The organism is Paenibacillus sp. Paensp38 (assembly GCF_059491915.1).
This window is the reverse complement of record NZ_CP168516.1, coordinates 878,478-893,537: the sequence shown is the minus strand read 5'-3', so window position 1 is coordinate 893,537 and position 15,060 is coordinate 878,478. Positions and strand designations below refer to the sequence as shown.

General features: G+C 47.5%; 16 protein-coding genes. All 16 read right to left on the bottom strand.

Annotated features, from left to right (window positions below; genetic code table 11):
- Nucleotides 1-8: 8 nt before the first annotated feature.
- The 16 genes from ACEN8J_RS03995 to ACEN8J_RS03920 all read right to left on the bottom strand — a co-directional run bounded on the left by ACEN8J_RS03995 (nt 9) and on the right by ACEN8J_RS03920 (nt 14,980).
- A complete protein-coding gene (locus ACEN8J_RS03995) occupies nt 9-533 on the bottom strand; it encodes a hypothetical protein (protein WP_342425119.1) in 525 nt (174 codons plus the stop codon).
- A complete protein-coding gene (locus ACEN8J_RS03990; protein ID WP_495594249.1) occupies nt 515-1,162 on the bottom strand; it encodes a hypothetical protein in 648 nt (215 codons plus the stop codon). Before ACEN8J_RS03990 ends, ACEN8J_RS03995 begins: the two co-directional genes overlap by 19 nt.
- On the bottom strand, nt 1,159-2,571 hold the full coding sequence (locus ACEN8J_RS03985; RefSeq protein ID WP_318627527.1) for a phage tail protein: 1,413 nt from the start codon (nt 2,569-2,571) through the stop codon (nt 1,159-1,161). The genes ACEN8J_RS03990 and ACEN8J_RS03985 overlap by 4 nt, the downstream gene beginning before the upstream one ends.
- The gene (locus tag ACEN8J_RS03980; protein ID WP_039272935.1) at nt 2,568-3,167 is read right to left on the bottom strand and encodes a hypothetical protein; all 600 of its coding nucleotides are present in this window, start codon (nt 3,165-3,167) and stop codon (nt 2,568-2,570) included. The genes ACEN8J_RS03985 and ACEN8J_RS03980 overlap by 4 nt, the downstream gene beginning before the upstream one ends.
- 25 nt (nt 3,168-3,192) lie before the next feature.
- On the bottom strand, nt 3,193-3,969 hold the full coding sequence (locus tag ACEN8J_RS03975; RefSeq protein ID WP_340886180.1) for a DNA and RNA helicase: 777 nt from the start codon (nt 3,967-3,969) through the stop codon (nt 3,193-3,195).
- Nucleotides 3,970-4,077: 108 nt separating this feature from the next.
- Nucleotides 4,078-4,656 (bottom strand): RDD family protein, encoded by a 579-nt coding sequence (locus tag ACEN8J_RS03970; protein WP_029515674.1) that lies wholly within the window; start codon nt 4,654-4,656, stop codon nt 4,078-4,080.
- Between the two features lie 68 nt (nt 4,657-4,724).
- Nucleotides 4,725-5,237, bottom strand: coding sequence for an RDD family protein (locus ACEN8J_RS03965; protein WP_029515675.1), 513 nt, complete (start codon nt 5,235-5,237; stop codon nt 4,725-4,727).
- Nucleotides 5,238-5,299: 62 nt separating this feature from the next.
- A complete protein-coding gene (locus ACEN8J_RS03960; protein ID WP_495594248.1) occupies nt 5,300-7,951 on the bottom strand; it encodes an Hsp70 family protein in 2,652 nt (883 codons plus the stop codon).
- Nucleotides 7,952-7,982: 31 nt separating this feature from the next.
- A complete protein-coding gene (locus ACEN8J_RS03955) occupies nt 7,983-8,672 on the bottom strand; it encodes an iron-dependent peroxidase (RefSeq protein WP_134902813.1) in 690 nt (229 codons plus the stop codon).
- Nucleotides 8,669-9,988, bottom strand: a complete 1,320-nt coding sequence (locus ACEN8J_RS03950; RefSeq protein WP_069012495.1) for a normocyte-binding protein — start codon at nt 9,986-9,988, stop codon at nt 8,669-8,671. The genes ACEN8J_RS03955 and ACEN8J_RS03950 overlap by 4 nt, the downstream gene beginning before the upstream one ends.
- A gap of 44 nt (nt 9,989-10,032) precedes the next feature.
- Nucleotides 10,033-11,910, bottom strand: a complete 1,878-nt coding sequence (locus ACEN8J_RS03945) for a serine/threonine protein phosphatase (protein ID WP_165149639.1) — start codon at nt 11,908-11,910, stop codon at nt 10,033-10,035.
- A 22-nt stretch (nt 11,911-11,932) separates the two neighbouring features.
- Nucleotides 11,933-12,763: a PP2C family protein-serine/threonine phosphatase gene (locus ACEN8J_RS03940; protein ID WP_340956510.1), complete on the bottom strand. Its 831-nt coding sequence runs from the start codon at nt 12,761-12,763 to the stop codon at nt 11,933-11,935.
- Nucleotides 12,764-12,798: 35 nt separating this feature from the next.
- On the bottom strand, nt 12,799-13,326 hold the full coding sequence (locus ACEN8J_RS03935) for an FHA domain-containing protein (RefSeq protein WP_025720819.1): 528 nt from the start codon (nt 13,324-13,326) through the stop codon (nt 12,799-12,801).
- 67 nt (nt 13,327-13,393) lie between these two features.
- On the bottom strand, nt 13,394-13,942 hold the full coding sequence (locus ACEN8J_RS03930; RefSeq protein ID WP_495594247.1) for an FHA domain-containing protein: 549 nt from the start codon (nt 13,940-13,942) through the stop codon (nt 13,394-13,396).
- Nucleotides 13,943-13,974: 32 nt separating this feature from the next.
- Nucleotides 13,975-14,424, bottom strand: coding sequence for a J domain-containing protein (locus ACEN8J_RS03925; RefSeq protein WP_069012492.1), 450 nt, complete (start codon nt 14,422-14,424; stop codon nt 13,975-13,977).
- 130 nt (nt 14,425-14,554) lie between these two features.
- On the bottom strand, nt 14,555-14,980 hold the full coding sequence (locus ACEN8J_RS03920; protein ID WP_013311475.1) for a hypothetical protein: 426 nt from the start codon (nt 14,978-14,980) through the stop codon (nt 14,555-14,557).
- Nucleotides 14,981-15,060 lie beyond the last annotated feature (80 nt).

Below are 15,060 nucleotides of genomic sequence, written 5' to 3'. Positions count from 1 at the left end.
TTCCCTCCCTATTTCACCTGGACTTGCTCCAAAGCGATCCCGGTATAATCACGCCGCAATATACTTTCCGCCACATCCAAACGGACGATGATCATCGGGGTAGAACTCTCCTGGATTGTAAATATCTTGTGGCTCCGAATAGCATCTGCTTGTAATACCAGCTTTCTAAGCACACTTTGATCCAAATTCCATTCGCTTTCTGGATGTACTGCTGCAAGCCGCTCCACAAAAGGAATATAGTAATTCTTCTGTATCTTCTGTTCGATCTGAGTAAGTACCGTTAATTTCATAGGCATCTCCGGCACATAGGCCTGGACAAGGCGTTTTAAAGCACCTGAAATGAGTGGGATGGGACCTTCTAGATAATCAATAAAAATACTTTCTGCATCTGCCTTCACATGAAACATCAATGGCTTGACAATATCCTCCGGCTGCAAATCATACAGCTTCCACGGATCAATCGTTTCCATCACCTTTTGTAGCGTAGGAACATGGGTATACCGCACATCCTGCTTTAAGAGGAAATAATCCATGAAGATTCCCCCTCTCGTGCCTCTGCTCCCTCACTACGCGTAAAACGGCACAATATTTCGCTATCATCTCGATACTCTCCAGCAAATATCGTGCATACATTTGCTTTTGGCATCCTTTCTAACGAAGGGGAAGCTATAAAAACTGGCATCTGGCTTTTCAAGAACTCTACAGTGAGCAGATGGTATTTGACCGCCTCAATTTGTTGAATTTGTTCAATATCCATCGTCGAGATCTTACGGGCATAATCTGATTTAAGCTTTTCCAGCTTAGTCATACGATTGAACAGAGGCTCGAAAACAAAGTCTGCCGACCATTCCACAGCGCATTCAGTCTCATCCAGAAACCAATTTTCATCATAGGCATCTAGACGATAAACCGCTTTATTTTTCGCAACACGAGTTCTGAGCAAGGAGATATAAATATATCGAATATCCCCCTTACGACCTTGCTCGTGCTGAAGGGTAGCGAGCTGGCATAGCGACTCTAGAGCTGCTATAAGCTCGTCTTCAATGGCTTGCTGGCGCGTCAGAAAGTTGTTTTCAATAAGAGCCAAATCATGTATCCATTCCGTAAATACGTGCTTTTCCAGCAAATCCTGCAACGCAGCATCCCGATCCATGAGCTTCATTCAATGTTCACCTTACCCCCGGTTAATCTCACATCGTCCATGATGTCGAGTTTGGCTCCGGATTGAATAAAACTTACGCCTTCTTTCCCCTCCATAATAATTTTCGCTCCCCCTGTAATTTGGATATCTTCCTGAGCAGACAGGGTTATTTTTTTGTTACTATTAATTTCGATCCCGCCTTCATCCGTGAGACGCATGAGCATTTGCCCACTGTTGATAATTTCTACTGCACCAGGCTTGAAAACGACTTGTTTGCCGTATTTGGTGCTGATACTTTTAACCGCAGGATCACTTCTTTTAACAGGATCAGAGGAGGCAAGATCGACAGAACTGGCGGCAAAAGCATGCTGCTCCCGTTCATCCGGAAAGTACAGACGAATTTGATCACCTGCTTCCGGCATAACATACCAACCGCTGCCATCAGGAGAAGAATAAACCGTAGAATAGGGAAACCACATAGCCCCGGATGCAGTCGAGCCTTGATCAATTTCCAGCTTGATTTTTACTTTTTCTTTGGAAATATCAATTACCTTGCCAAACAGAGAGGCTCCTGAAAGATCATAGGCATAGACGGTTGGGCATTTTAACCCATGTGCATCCCGTAAAATGTAACGATTAACGATCAGATTTCCTTCCGTGGTCGTCTCCGCCCTAGCTATGTAAAGCGTTCTTCTATGAAAAATGACGGAACTGCCCAGCTCTAGCACTTTGTTGCTGGTCACTTCATAACTCAAGCTGTTAGACTCACCGTATTCCGGCAGTCCGTTACGGGACATGAGCTTGTGCTCCTTCAAGTCTTTTTTTATGGAATAGTTATGTTCGTTCAGCGGTTGAGGGGCACTAGAATGGGGGATACCAATCACATATTTCAATCCTTGTTGCATCGTAATTGGAATTAAAGCAGCATGCAGCCGAGAAGCAATTCTTTTGACAAAAGCCCAGTCCGTTTCATTGTATTGCACTAACAATTCACCGATAGCTGCGCCATGAGAAGCCTCGTCAATCACTTCTGCATCAGTATATGAACTTGTAACATGCGAAAATAGATTGTTATATGATTCCGCTGTTTTTTGGAATGAACGACGTTTGGGGCGAATGTCCATTATTAAGGTTTCACTGCTAGCCTCAATCGTAAGCTCGCGTACTCCGTTTACAGCTTTTACAGCAATATTCGTGACGATTCCCTGAAAAAGCCGGATCTCCTTGCCTTCACTTTTTAAGAAGACTTCGATGTGCTCATCTTCATCTGCTTTTTCTACGTATTGATCCAGCTTGTCCTCCGAAACAATTCCACGTATGCAGAAGCTCACATGTTCGTTTAACTGTTTAATGAGATGGATACTTAATACACGTTGAAACTGATAAGGGGCCACCTGAACATCTGCTGTGGTGTAAATGGGGTTACTCATTCATATCCCTCCTTTTCTGCCTCGTCAACCGTTTGAATGGTGCGTATCATCTGTAGGGCGACATCCCGCCATTCAGCATACTGCTTATACGGACAACAAAATGTTCCCATGACCGTCTTTCCTTCCAGCTCAAAGTAAAACATATTGTGGTAGATGGGCTGGTCCAGCGCAGGACTTTTAAAGTCAAAATAGCCAATCTGCTTACCATGTACCTCTTCTATTTTTTCTTCATAAAATACATGGGCAGGATTCATATTTTTCATCATTGCCTTCATGCCAGAAGTGAGCTGTTCCACCCATTCATCTTGTAGCGTCTGGTCCACCCGATTCAGGGTAACATCCACACTGCCCAAATCATTCGTCAAAATCATTTCTGGACGTTGCTCATGAGGATATTTAATCTTTTGCAAATGCTTGGGCATTGGACTAAAGATAGAGGGGACATGCATTTTCAGCCGATCCTTAAAGAAAGACCGCTCTTCAAACACATAGGATTGACCGTCAATGATTATGGGTCCTGCTAAAATATTGTTAGGCCTCTTCAGCTTCTCCATCTCACGGAGCTGATCCAAAATCTTTTCATCCTCATATTTCATAATGCACACTCCTCTACCTGATTTTCTAATCCACAATCATCCGTCCGGCTCCGCCGCCCTGCCAACGGCCTGCTGTTCGTTTTCCACGTCCGGCGCCTTCCAGAATAAGAACTAGCTGTCTATGCAACTGAGCATGAGAATAATCTCTGTATTCCGCACCATTTCGGTTTGCGATGTAATGCTGAATGGATTCCCTGTCTACAACTTCCGAGTTCAGGCACATCAACGCAAACATACAATCCATCGGATCTGATGCACCACTTTTAAGCAGCTCGGATGCGAAGTAGCGCATCGTCTCCGGGCGCAATGTACTCTGCTTCAAACCCGCAAAAGGAGCATGGATATCACTCCATGTATTGAATTCCGTTGCCATGTCGGCAAAATCCTGATAATCCGAGCGAAGCACGGCTCCCTCTTTGAGCTTGAATCGGCCCAGCTCCATCTCATCCAGACCGATTTCTGCCTCATCCTCCAGCACGATATCTGCATGATGGGCTGTGAAATCCGGGCGATCTGTTTGTTCCAAAAAGAGCAGCTTCAACACCGACAGCCGCCCTGTGGCCGCATACGGCACTTCCTGCTCCTGCTCCAGCAGATACAATCTACCCTTGTGCTTCACGATGCCTCTACCAATGGTTAGCGTGTACTCCCCGACAGTTACGTTCATTCCTGTAATGATGCCATCCGAATAATCCTGATACCGGATATCGAGAAAGCTGCGGGGGTAGTCCCGCAGGTTCTCTAGCATCTCGGTTTTGAGAATACGGCCTTTCTCGAACTTCGGCACGATATGGGTTAACATGTGGTTTCCTCCTCTCCGTGCCGATTTCGGCACAAGTGTCGCCCGGCACCTCAGTAATGACATTGCGTTAGCAACGTTATGCGCCAGCCGGGTCGCTCTGCGACGTCATTACTGCTCTTCTTTATTCAAGGGAACGGACAACCGATTCACACCGGGTGCAGGAGCCGGGACAGGCATCTCTGTCAGCGATGGATTTTGCTTAATATACTCAGAGTAGTCCAGCCAATTTTTGTTCACCACATAGGTACGAGCGATTTTGTCATGCAGCGCCTGCTTTTTTTCAGTGAAAGCTGCCATGATATAGCCTACAAATATAGTGACTAAGCTAATGATTTTACCCCAGTAGCGGGCGTTGGCCCGTCCGAAAGATATTTTTTCATTATTTTCATCCGCAACGACAATCCCCGCAGCCAGCTTGCCGACCGTTCCTCTGCATTTTGATGATTCCATGATGGTGTGGTAAAGCCAATCCAATAAAAGAGGGCCAAAAATAATAATAGCTCCCAAAATTCTCACCGACACATCGTCTAAGTGTGAAACAAACTCCGAAAAATTCGGCATTTTTACGAACGCAGAGACAAACCCTATCGTCACAAACGGCAACGTATCAATCAAACGAATAGTCACAAATAAAATAGTATAATCTAGCAAATGGGCTAAAAATCTTTTCCAAAAACCAGCGTACATCCTACTGCTCCTCCTGTTTAAAGCCTGCTGTTCATCAGAATCTTTGAATCTGTGTGCCAACCTAAATGTTACATTCCAGCTCCGCGCCCAGCCTGCTCACGAAGGATATAATTCAGCTCGCGTTTGTCCACAACGTAGGTACGGGCAATCAGATCGTGGAGAGCCTGTTTTCTCGCCGTAAAGGCTGCCATAATAAAGCCGGCGAACAAAATGATGACTGATAGAAGCTTACTCCAGTAGCGGGCACTAGCACGTCCAAAGCTGAGCTTGTGATTAAACTCATCTACTACAACGATGCCGAGAGCCAGCTTGCCCACCGTGGCTTTGCATTTGGATGATTCCATAAGCGCATAATATAGCCATATAGCTCCCCAATTCAGCAAGGTCTGTCCTATTACTTTCATGGTAACAATAGAAGACGATCCGTCTGAGAGCAAAGAGCTTTCTGCCGGAGACGGTACCCAATCCCCTAAGGTCCGAATTACCATCCAGATCAATCCAAATATTAAAAATACAAACCATAGAATAAGGCCATCGATGATATAAGCCAAAGTTCGTTTCCAAAAACCTGCATACAGCACGTTATCCCCTCCAAGTGTTGTGTACTTTTCTAATTTCAGCATTTTGCAAAACCCTTAATTTACTATTTCGTGCCGTCAAAGAAATCCAGCTCGGAGAGATCATTCTCGAAGGCAAAAAAGCGTTTGGGTCCCAGATGCAGCAATTCATCTCGGCGAGTAATCGGCACTACATAAAAGCCCCAGCGGCTATCTCCGACAAAAACAAAATATTTCGTTTCCCCATTACGGATGGAGTCCGTATCATCCTGCGGGATATCCCGCCCGTACAGCACTGCAATTTCCTCATACGGCATGGGTTCAAAAGCTTCTGGCCGACTACGATACACATGGCGCTGACGCAGCTTGCCGCCGTCGGCCGTCAGGAAGAACTCCACCTCAGCCGCATGAGACGGCCGGGAAATAGAACCGCGTACCCGATTGCTTTCCAAACTCGCAATCAGCTCCTTCTCGCGTCCCGTATGCGTCCATGCGCTGACCGTGTACGGAATAGCCGGAATATGATTGGTAATGACAGGCTCAATCGTGCCCATTTTTTTAGCGTTCAGGTAACGGATAGCCCCGCGCAGACAGGCCATTTTCAACTCAGGTACCCGGCTGAGGTCCTCTGCCTTTTGACGAAACTCAATACTGCGCCCCGGTACAAATTCCTTGAGTGCTTCGCGAAATACGTCAATCCGGCAGGATTGCCCGGTTAGCTTGATAATCGAATAATCCTGCAAGCGTCCCTCCAGATAAAACTCATCCAGAAACTTGCGCACAATATTGTAGATATCTGCCTTAAGAAGCTGCTGTATCTCCCGAATGTTAAACACCACATCAGGCAAACCATATTCATCACGAAACCGTCCGTTCTCGATGACTGAAACCAGCCAACGGTCCATCACTGCAATGTTCAGGTCGCTTTCAGCAGATAATACCTGCTCGGATTCGAAGCGGCTGCGCAAGATCCCCGTACGTAGAAAAAATTCTTTTTTCATATTTTCTGCCGCGCTCCACAATAGATGAAAATTACTCAGTACCCGCTGATATTCATCCCGTGTAGCATGCTCATACTGTTTGAACGCGGTAGGCAAGATGGCCTCTGCCTCTCGGTAGCGCTCCTCCAGTCCCGCATATACAGCATCTACACCAAACTCATCCACATGACGGTACAAATCTCCCGAAGGAATGCCGATCAGGGCATCAATATCGGTGTCAGGCAAACGCGTCTCGGCAGCATAATAACCTGCAAATACAATTTTCATAAACTGCATAATCCGATACGTCAGATTATTGCCGCCAAAGTTGGTATCCCCGTTTTCATATGTTGTGTGAATATCCAGCTTGTAAGCAATACGTCCGTCCTCAATTCGGAATCGGCAGGAAGACAAATCTGTCGTGCCTCCACCACAATCAATAACAAGTGCCTGGTACTCCTCACCGTCCGCAAAAGTCCCTCGTTCCATCTGGTCTGCCAGCGTGTTGTACAGCACAGCCAGCCCTTCGTCCAGCGCATCCTCCGCTTCAATCTGGTAATCAGGCAAAATATCGCTAAACATCTCTATAAACTGGGGCTGTAGCTTGACCGGAGCAGAAAAGTGCAGGTTGCGGAACCGACACTTAAATTGCTGCTCGGCTGTAGCAATCACATAACGGATAAAAGCAGCTAAAATATCATTGCGGGAAGCAGTTGCTGTATTCCCCTCGGAATCCATTAATTCCTCGATTCGCTTATAATCGTTGACCCACCGCTTGATCCCCCGCAATACTGTTGCACGGCTTCCTGCCACGTCAGATCCACGTAGTGCATCCTCCCCAAATACATAAAGGATATGTTCTGGATTGGAGCAATCTGCGACGCGAATAGCAGTCGGCAATACTTCGATCCAGTCGCCTTCTGCCCCTTCTGGGCCGGGGAATGACACATAATTGATGGCGTTCAGCCTTACTGTGCTGCTCATACCTGTATCAGGAGCCGTAACGTAGGAGCTATCCAAATAAGCACCTGCTGTGGTGTTCGAGGTGCCAAAATCAATCGCAAGTACCGCATCTGTAGTTTCCGTGCCCCGAATGATCAGCTCTGCCACCGGAATCCGGTGACCTTGAAGCTTCAGCGGCAGCATTGGCTTATCTCCATAGTAGAGGTTATAAAAATATTCTGATTCCTGTCTTCGCAGAAACAGCAGGCTATAACTATGATTGGACGTCTCTCGCAGTTCAGCATCACGATGACGAGAAAGATAATATACGCCTGTTCGTGTCTCATCCTTCACCAAATTCAAAACACCGCACAGTTCTCCTGTTGCATTCACCAGCAGCACATTAGATGAGCTCAGCCAAGGCAAATCGGATTCAATCCGGTAGTTGTCCATGCGACCTGTGCGTACACCCTGATACAGCGTGATTTTGGCGGGAACCCGGATGCCGCTGCTCTCCTGCCGACGGTCGTTCCAGTTTCGCTGTAGTGCCGATTCCATGCGTTCAAAGCCGCCAGGATTTGGCCTTGTGATGAGTAAATGCTCTTCCGCGCTCCGAAAACGTAAAATCACGCGAATCAACTCTTCACGTGCCAGGCGATTGGCAAAGCCCTCGACCAGTCGTTCCTTATCGCATATTCCGCGTAACTGAAAGGTCGTCATTTGCTCCAATTCCGCCCGCGTGTATTTCGCCGTGAAGCGTATGCTTTTTCGATCGGTGAGCGGGTCTAGCAACCTGTATGTATAGGGTCCGTTCATCGTTCACATGTCCTTTCTTAGCCATTTAGCCTTAATAGAGGGCGATAGCGTCTATTTTCATCGTAGGATCTTCCTCCAAAATGCCGAAATGACTTGTCCAATACAATTCCGTCGTAAAACGTGCCGGAAGAAACAAATCCAGAATCAAATCCACTTTAATCCGTGACAATGGTGTCTCCTCTTGGCCGATATAGATGAGCAGTTCGTCTTTTTCCTCACAATTGGTGTAAATGATTGAGCGATGAAAGACGCGCCGCATCGTTTCTTTTAGCAAATGTACGGCTTCTCCCGTCTCATACAGGCGCAGCAATCCTTCAGCAATCGCGTCCTGATCCTCACGGTTTAATTGTCCAAAGCCTTCCTTTACCTTCGGGCCAAAAATGCCCTCTGCAATATCACGCTGAACAAACCGGATATGGTACTCCCGCCGATTCATCCCTTGATACAAGTCCATTTCCGCCAGAAAATGCATCATAATATCAAATAGCGATTCTCTCAGCTCTAGATACTCTTCAGCATCCGGTGGAAACAGATCCCGAAAAATAGAATAAAAGCGGTAGTACGGATTGATTTCCACTACCTGCTCCAAATGGGAAGTATTCAACTCTGCCAGACTAAGCTCCATATACGGAGAGTAGCTGACAGCGGGTACGAAGCGGAATTTATCTACATCCAGCCCCTGTTCCCTCGCGCGCATGAGCAAATCCCAGACGTAATTCACACCCATTCTCCTTCACACTTGTACTCCGGAAAATACATCTGCACTTCTGATACTAGAAAGCTCATTAAATCGGATAAAATATAAGCAGGCGCAGTGGGCAAAACATCGTCAGAACCACGTCTGAACCCCAAACGCATGATCTGCTTGCCTTCCTCTGTCCGTACGTTATCGCTGACAAACGGATTTAACGGATACGTCTGGGTTTTGGTTAAAAGGTTGCTTACATCATTTCTCCCTGCACCTCCCCAGATGTCTACACGTTCCAGCTCAAGCCCCTGCGCTGCTTCAAACGAGTTTACGATGCGCATGATTTCCGCTTTGGCACGGACAATCACGGCCTGTTTTCCTGCATAGCGGCCCAAAAAGCTGTCCTGTCGCCGATTGGACAATAACGGATAAGTCTGACGACTAAGTCTCGTTGTAACAGGCTTCGTAACCTTCAACACATTCCATTCGCCAGACTTATCACGTGGTGTGACAATCGTCAGTTCCTCTTCTGTACGCTTGATATACCGGATATCGCCTTCAGTCCCGTCAATCAAGTAACCATGCTCAGGACCTGTTTTTCGCAAAGGTAGCACATGCTCATAATTCACACGATCCATAGCGGGTATAGGAAAGCCGCTGTTCTTTAGAGATAGCCTTTCAATGTTCCAAAGCGGAAAAACGTCACCCTTCTTAAAACCGTCGAATTCCTCCAATGAAATTGTAATTTCATGAATTTCTTCATGGGCGGCCGGCTCGCCGTCTCCACCAATCAATACACAGTCCACAAACTTATAAGCGTACGGGTGATTAATTGTTTTCCACGGCATGCCATTTTGCATAAACGTGTGATATAACTGCTCAATCTCTAAAATATAAGAACGGTTATGCTCCAGACGAAAACGAATCGGATAATTGCCGGTTTCCGTGACCAACATTCCTGAGAAAATTCGCTTGCTGCGCACCAGTGCTGAGATTCGTTCGGTCTCCATCTCAAGGAAAAGCGTAAACAGCGGCATCGATCCGCCTTCGCGTACCACCTCTGCCACATGGCTGATGTCAATCTGCTTTTCCTCCGTATCCGACGGTAACACAGGGTATAAAAATTCATGAATCGGGTCATAGTCCTCACGCGATGTCAATGACACGTACACATCAATCTTTTCTTCCGTATTCTCAATTTCCTCAAATACCCGCCGTTCTAGCTGGCGGGTCATTTCTTCCTGATATTCGACAAGGTTCATAAATACCCCCGCCATCATATTTTTCAGTAAACGTCTCTGCTCCAAATCGTCCATCTTGCTCAAACGGTCCTGTACCAGCTCTTTCACGACGTCTCACTCCTTTCGGCTCCAGCTTCATTGAACATGAAAACTTAACTTCCATTCGCAGCAGCCCGATCTTGGTTCTCTGAATCAGACGCTCCTTCTGCTTTAGAAGCGGAATCAGCAGTTCCTTGTTCTTTGCTGGTGCCCGCCTTGGCCGAAGAGGCATTTCCATCGCCCGTACCGCTATTTTTTGCCGCTGAAGAGACTTCCTTCTTCGCGGGTGTAGTTCCCGCTGAAGCCGTTGGCGTAGCCTTCGTTTGCGATTCTGCAGCAGGGGTTGCAGCGACGGAAGCTGAAGCATTACTCGCTGCGTCCCCTGCGTCCGTGTCGTTCAACGCTCCGTCAGACAATCCCAATCCAGCAGGAAGCTGACCGTTTTTCTGCTGCTCAGCGCTCTGCTTTTCCTCCGCCTTGGCTATGCTCCGCTCCAATGCCAGAACACTTTCGAGCTTATCGATCTCCTGATAAATTTCCTGTGCCCCGCTATAGGCATCAATGGCTCCTTCATAATCGAGATCCTTCATCATTCGATCCCCTTTAGCCTGAAGCTTGCCAGCTTGAATCTCCTTGAGCTGCTGCTGAATAGCAGTCAATTTATCGTTGGCCTCGGTAATTTTCTTCTCCAGTTCTTTTTGCGCAGACGTATAACCGGATTCCATCGCAGCCTTATTTGCTTTTTTGTACAGCTTGAGTGCATTCGTGTAATCGCCGCCCTGAAATTTCATATCTCCGTCCTTCATCCAGCTCGCCGTCTCAGCATAGCTGTCCAGTTGGTCGATTTTATGCTCAATATCCTTCACATTGAAAGGCGGGTACAGACCAGCGCTTTTCCGTGCTTTCTCGTAGCTGGCTTCAGCTTTGGTAAAGTCCGCCTTTTCCACGTAGCCGTCTCCGTCCACCAGTAATTGAGATAGTTTCTGCTCGGCTGTATATAGTCGCTTATGAATCTTATCGTTAATTTTAACCGCCGCGTTTTTCGCTTCACTGTAGGACTTGAGTGCCTTCGCATAATCTCCTGCCCTGGCATAATCATCCGCGGCCTGTGCCGATTCGACCATCGTTTCCAGCGCAGCCGCCTTGTTCGCTGCCATACGTGCCAGTGTAATCCATGCTCCCCCGCCCACGATTACAAAGGCGAGCAACGCAATCAAAATCCGTTTGATCAGCTTACGGCGGTTTTTAGGCTTTTCCTGAAAAACTTTATTTACATAAATGGCCGCAGCCGTGTAATTGTTCACCGTCCGGTGCTGTTTGCTTAGCAGAACCTCTTCCAATGTGTCCGTCAGCATGACCGGATCCTTCGCTTCCTCTAGCGCCCCCAGCATTTCCGCCAGCTCAACGTCCTCCCACATCCCGGATGTGGCGAGCAGGATTACATCTCCATCTGCAAGCTGGGTCTTTTTGGCGTAATGGGCATGAACTCCATTCGGATTTCCCAAGTATTCCAGCAGATTACCTCGTTCCTCATGTGTGCTGGTCGCTTCGTCTGGAATGCGTCCATCATCTGCCAATGACTGAGCCAGACTATGATCCTTGCTGCGAAAATTAAGCCTTCCATTGCGAAAATGATATAGCCGCACATTACCGCACGAAACGTACACCATTTTGTTGTAGTTGGTCACTACCATCAGCAGACTGGCTTTGAGCCGAACACGACGGCTTTCAAATTGCAGCCATTCCTGCGCTTCACGCAGATCTCTCATCAAGCGCCGCTTGGACATGGAAGGCTTCTCCATGAAGTTTTCAAGCACCGTTTTGACAACCATTTCTGCGCTGCGCAGCTCCTGATCCGAATCCAGACCGTCTGCGAGGACATAACAGGCCATGTCGTCCGTCTCCATGAATGCAAAATAGTCCCGGTTGTCTATGTAAGAGCCCGCTTCCGACACAAAGGCGGTACTAAAATCGCTGTTGTCCTTGCGCATCGCTACCCCCGTCTTTCTTGTTTCATCCTATCGCCAAAATAAGTACTGTTGCATTATCCTGACTTTTAAAGCCTTTATCATTAATGGCGTCGATCATGGCATCCGCTGTTTCCTGCGGTGTTCCACCCTTGCGCATAATCTCTTCCAATTCAATCTCCGTCAGCGCCTCCTGAATGCCATCGCTGCACAACAGCACATGATCGCCCGAATACAGACGAATCGGTGCACTCCCCAGTTCCATGCTCTCAAAGCCCTCATAGCCCAAGTAGTTGACCAGTTGATTGCGCACTGGACTCGTTTTGGCTTCCTCCGAGGTCATTTGTCCAGCAAGCACTCGTTCCTCCAGCAGTGTTTCTGCTGTATGCTTGGAATTGACTGTTTGGAAATGACCATTACGGTAAATCGTAATCAGGCTGTCGCCCACCGCTCCGTAATACAGCTGATAGCCGCACACAATGACCGCAGCCAGCGTCGTTCCTCCACCCTGTCCATTCAAATTTTGCAAAATGCCGCGATTGCTTTGAGTTGACGCCTCTGCAAAATATCCGTTCAAATTCGTTGCATCTTCCAGCTTGGCAAATGCCTTTGTAAAAGTCGTCACAGCCAAGGTACTGGACATACGTCCATTGGCCAGTCCACTAATACCGTCTGCGACAACAGCCAGCGTACCGACAGGTGTCGTCATACTGGAGAAATAATCATCCTGCTCGCTCCGGCTCCCGATCGTTTGACCATTTCCGATTTCAATTCCACTTACGGTACGGCTGCCGGAACTTCGCGTCAGTCGTATACGGATCATGAGAAGAACAGCGAATAGTACCGCAGCTCCACTTACAACAAAATAAGGCTGCATATCGTTACCTCCCTGCACCATTGCCCAATTCCATCCTAGTTTTCGTTATCCCACTCAAAATGGGCGCCACACAGCGGGATAAAGATAAATTTGCTGTGTCCCAGCTGAATCACGTCATAGGCAGCCAGCTCTGCTGGTGAATATACCGCCTCGTTATTGTGGTACGCTAAACCTGATGAATCGCCTGGCAGCAAGTAAAAGTTGCGTTTCTTCGGATCATACACAATGACCGCATGATTTCTGCGAGAAATCGTGTTGTCCCCGATAATGCGGACATGCATTTCCTCTGCGCGTCCGATAAAGTTCTTCTCTGCCATAATGCGATAGTCCTGACCCACCTGTGCTCCTTCGATGCATACCAGCCATCCAGTTACCGGATGAATACCCACCGTCTCACCCAAATACGGCATTGTTTTGTCATTATCTCCCGCGACGTTTGTTTTCGCTGCTGGCTCCGCGCTCTTGGGTGCAGCTACATTTACTACCGTGTTGCAATAAGGACACGTATTTCCGTGCTTTCGTGTACTGAACATGTGTCCGTTCGGGCATCTTGTCAAACTCATAGTCGGTTCCTTCCCCCATTGTCATGATTGTCTTTTCAGCGATCTGAGAATTTTGCAGCATCCTCATCTATTTAACGAGCACCCTCGTATTGGCAATATATAATAAGTCACCTGAGTAAATCCGGTATGGCTCACCGCTTTCCAACTTCTTGGTTACACTTTCGTTGGCAGACCGCAAGCCTGTACCATTACCGGAATCCACATCCTCTACAAACCAGTCGCTATTCACCCGGTTGAGTACCGCATGTTCCACACTTATCAGGGAGGCATAATCTGTACCTGCCAAATCAATATCCGCCTCCGAACGTGACGTCGTTTTGCCGATTAAGAGCGACGTTTCCCCTTCGATATACCATTCTTTAATGGACTCGCCCTCTTCATCAATCAACACCAGCTTGGCAATCCGCTGACGTTGTGCCCTTGACTTGGGCACAGGTACAACGGACACCAGGTTGCGCAGTATGTATACAAGCACGCCGATTCCAATACCTGTCGCGACCACGGTTTTCAAACCGCTGTAGCCTGTACGATTAAACACATAAAAGGCGATCGCCAGCATCAGCCCGAACATGGCAACATCTATGATGAAAACCCATCTGTTCTGCGCCGTTTTCACTGCTTGCTTCCCCCATTTCTATCCTGAAATCATCATTTTTTTCGAATACCAAAAAATTGGTTAAACATCGCTGAGGTATCCGTCGGATCACCGGATTTTTTCGTTTTTTTCCCTGGTGAGCCTTCCTTCGTTTTCGGATGAAAACCAAAAAATTGCTCAAAATCAGTTCCTATGTCAGCTGGATTGAATCCTTTGGCTGTCGTACGCGCACCACCGGAAGATGTATCCCCTCTCCCTCTCTCTTGCTGTTCCCCGCCAGCTCCCTCAGTTTTTCGGATGAGCTCGGCATCGTATGCCTGCCGCAATGCTTCGTCACGCAAGGTATTGTAAGCCTCGTGAATCAGCTTGAACTTGCGCGTTGCTTCCTCGCTTCCCTGGTTGGTATCAGGATGATACTTTTTGGCCAGTTTACGGTAAGCCTGCTTAATCTCTGCCTCCGAAGCATCCCGGCTGACACCGAGCAGCTCATAGTAGTTGGTCATTGTGTGATGTTCCCCTCTCCGAAAAAAATAAATATTAAGAGACCCGTAGGCCTCTTAATATTTATCCACCCTGCACTTGTGTGCCGGGTGAGTGTGTGTTTAAGCTGCACTTAACGTGAAGACGTTAAGCTTAAACCGGATATCCGCCGTCGATTGTAGCCAGCTCGGTTTTGTCTTTCTTTTGTTTGATGTAGAGTGTAAATGCACCTACACCTTCTGTGTCGCCGAAGTGCTCGTTGTAGTCTACAACGAAAGCATTCGGGAAGTGGATTTTACGCACAACTTGATCAGCTGCGATAACTTCCAGTGTTACTTTACGGTAGCTGTCTGCTTTTTCAGCAGGAACCAGAGACCACAAAGCCAGTTTCAGCGTGTCATCCGCGCTGTCACCGTCTACTGCTGTGATGATTTTGCCGCTGATGCGCAGCGTGGAGCCCACGTCAGTGGAGCGTGCATTGGAATCGTCCGGTGTATCGGTGTCATAAATAACCGTTTGGATGTTATCCAAGCCCAGCTCAATTGTTTCTTGTCCTTCTACTTTCAATCTGAATCCCATGTGTGTTGCCTCCTTGAAATTAGGTAATATGATGGCGGAAGAAGCAGAGCTTCTTCGCGATTTATGTATAAAGGCGGTTC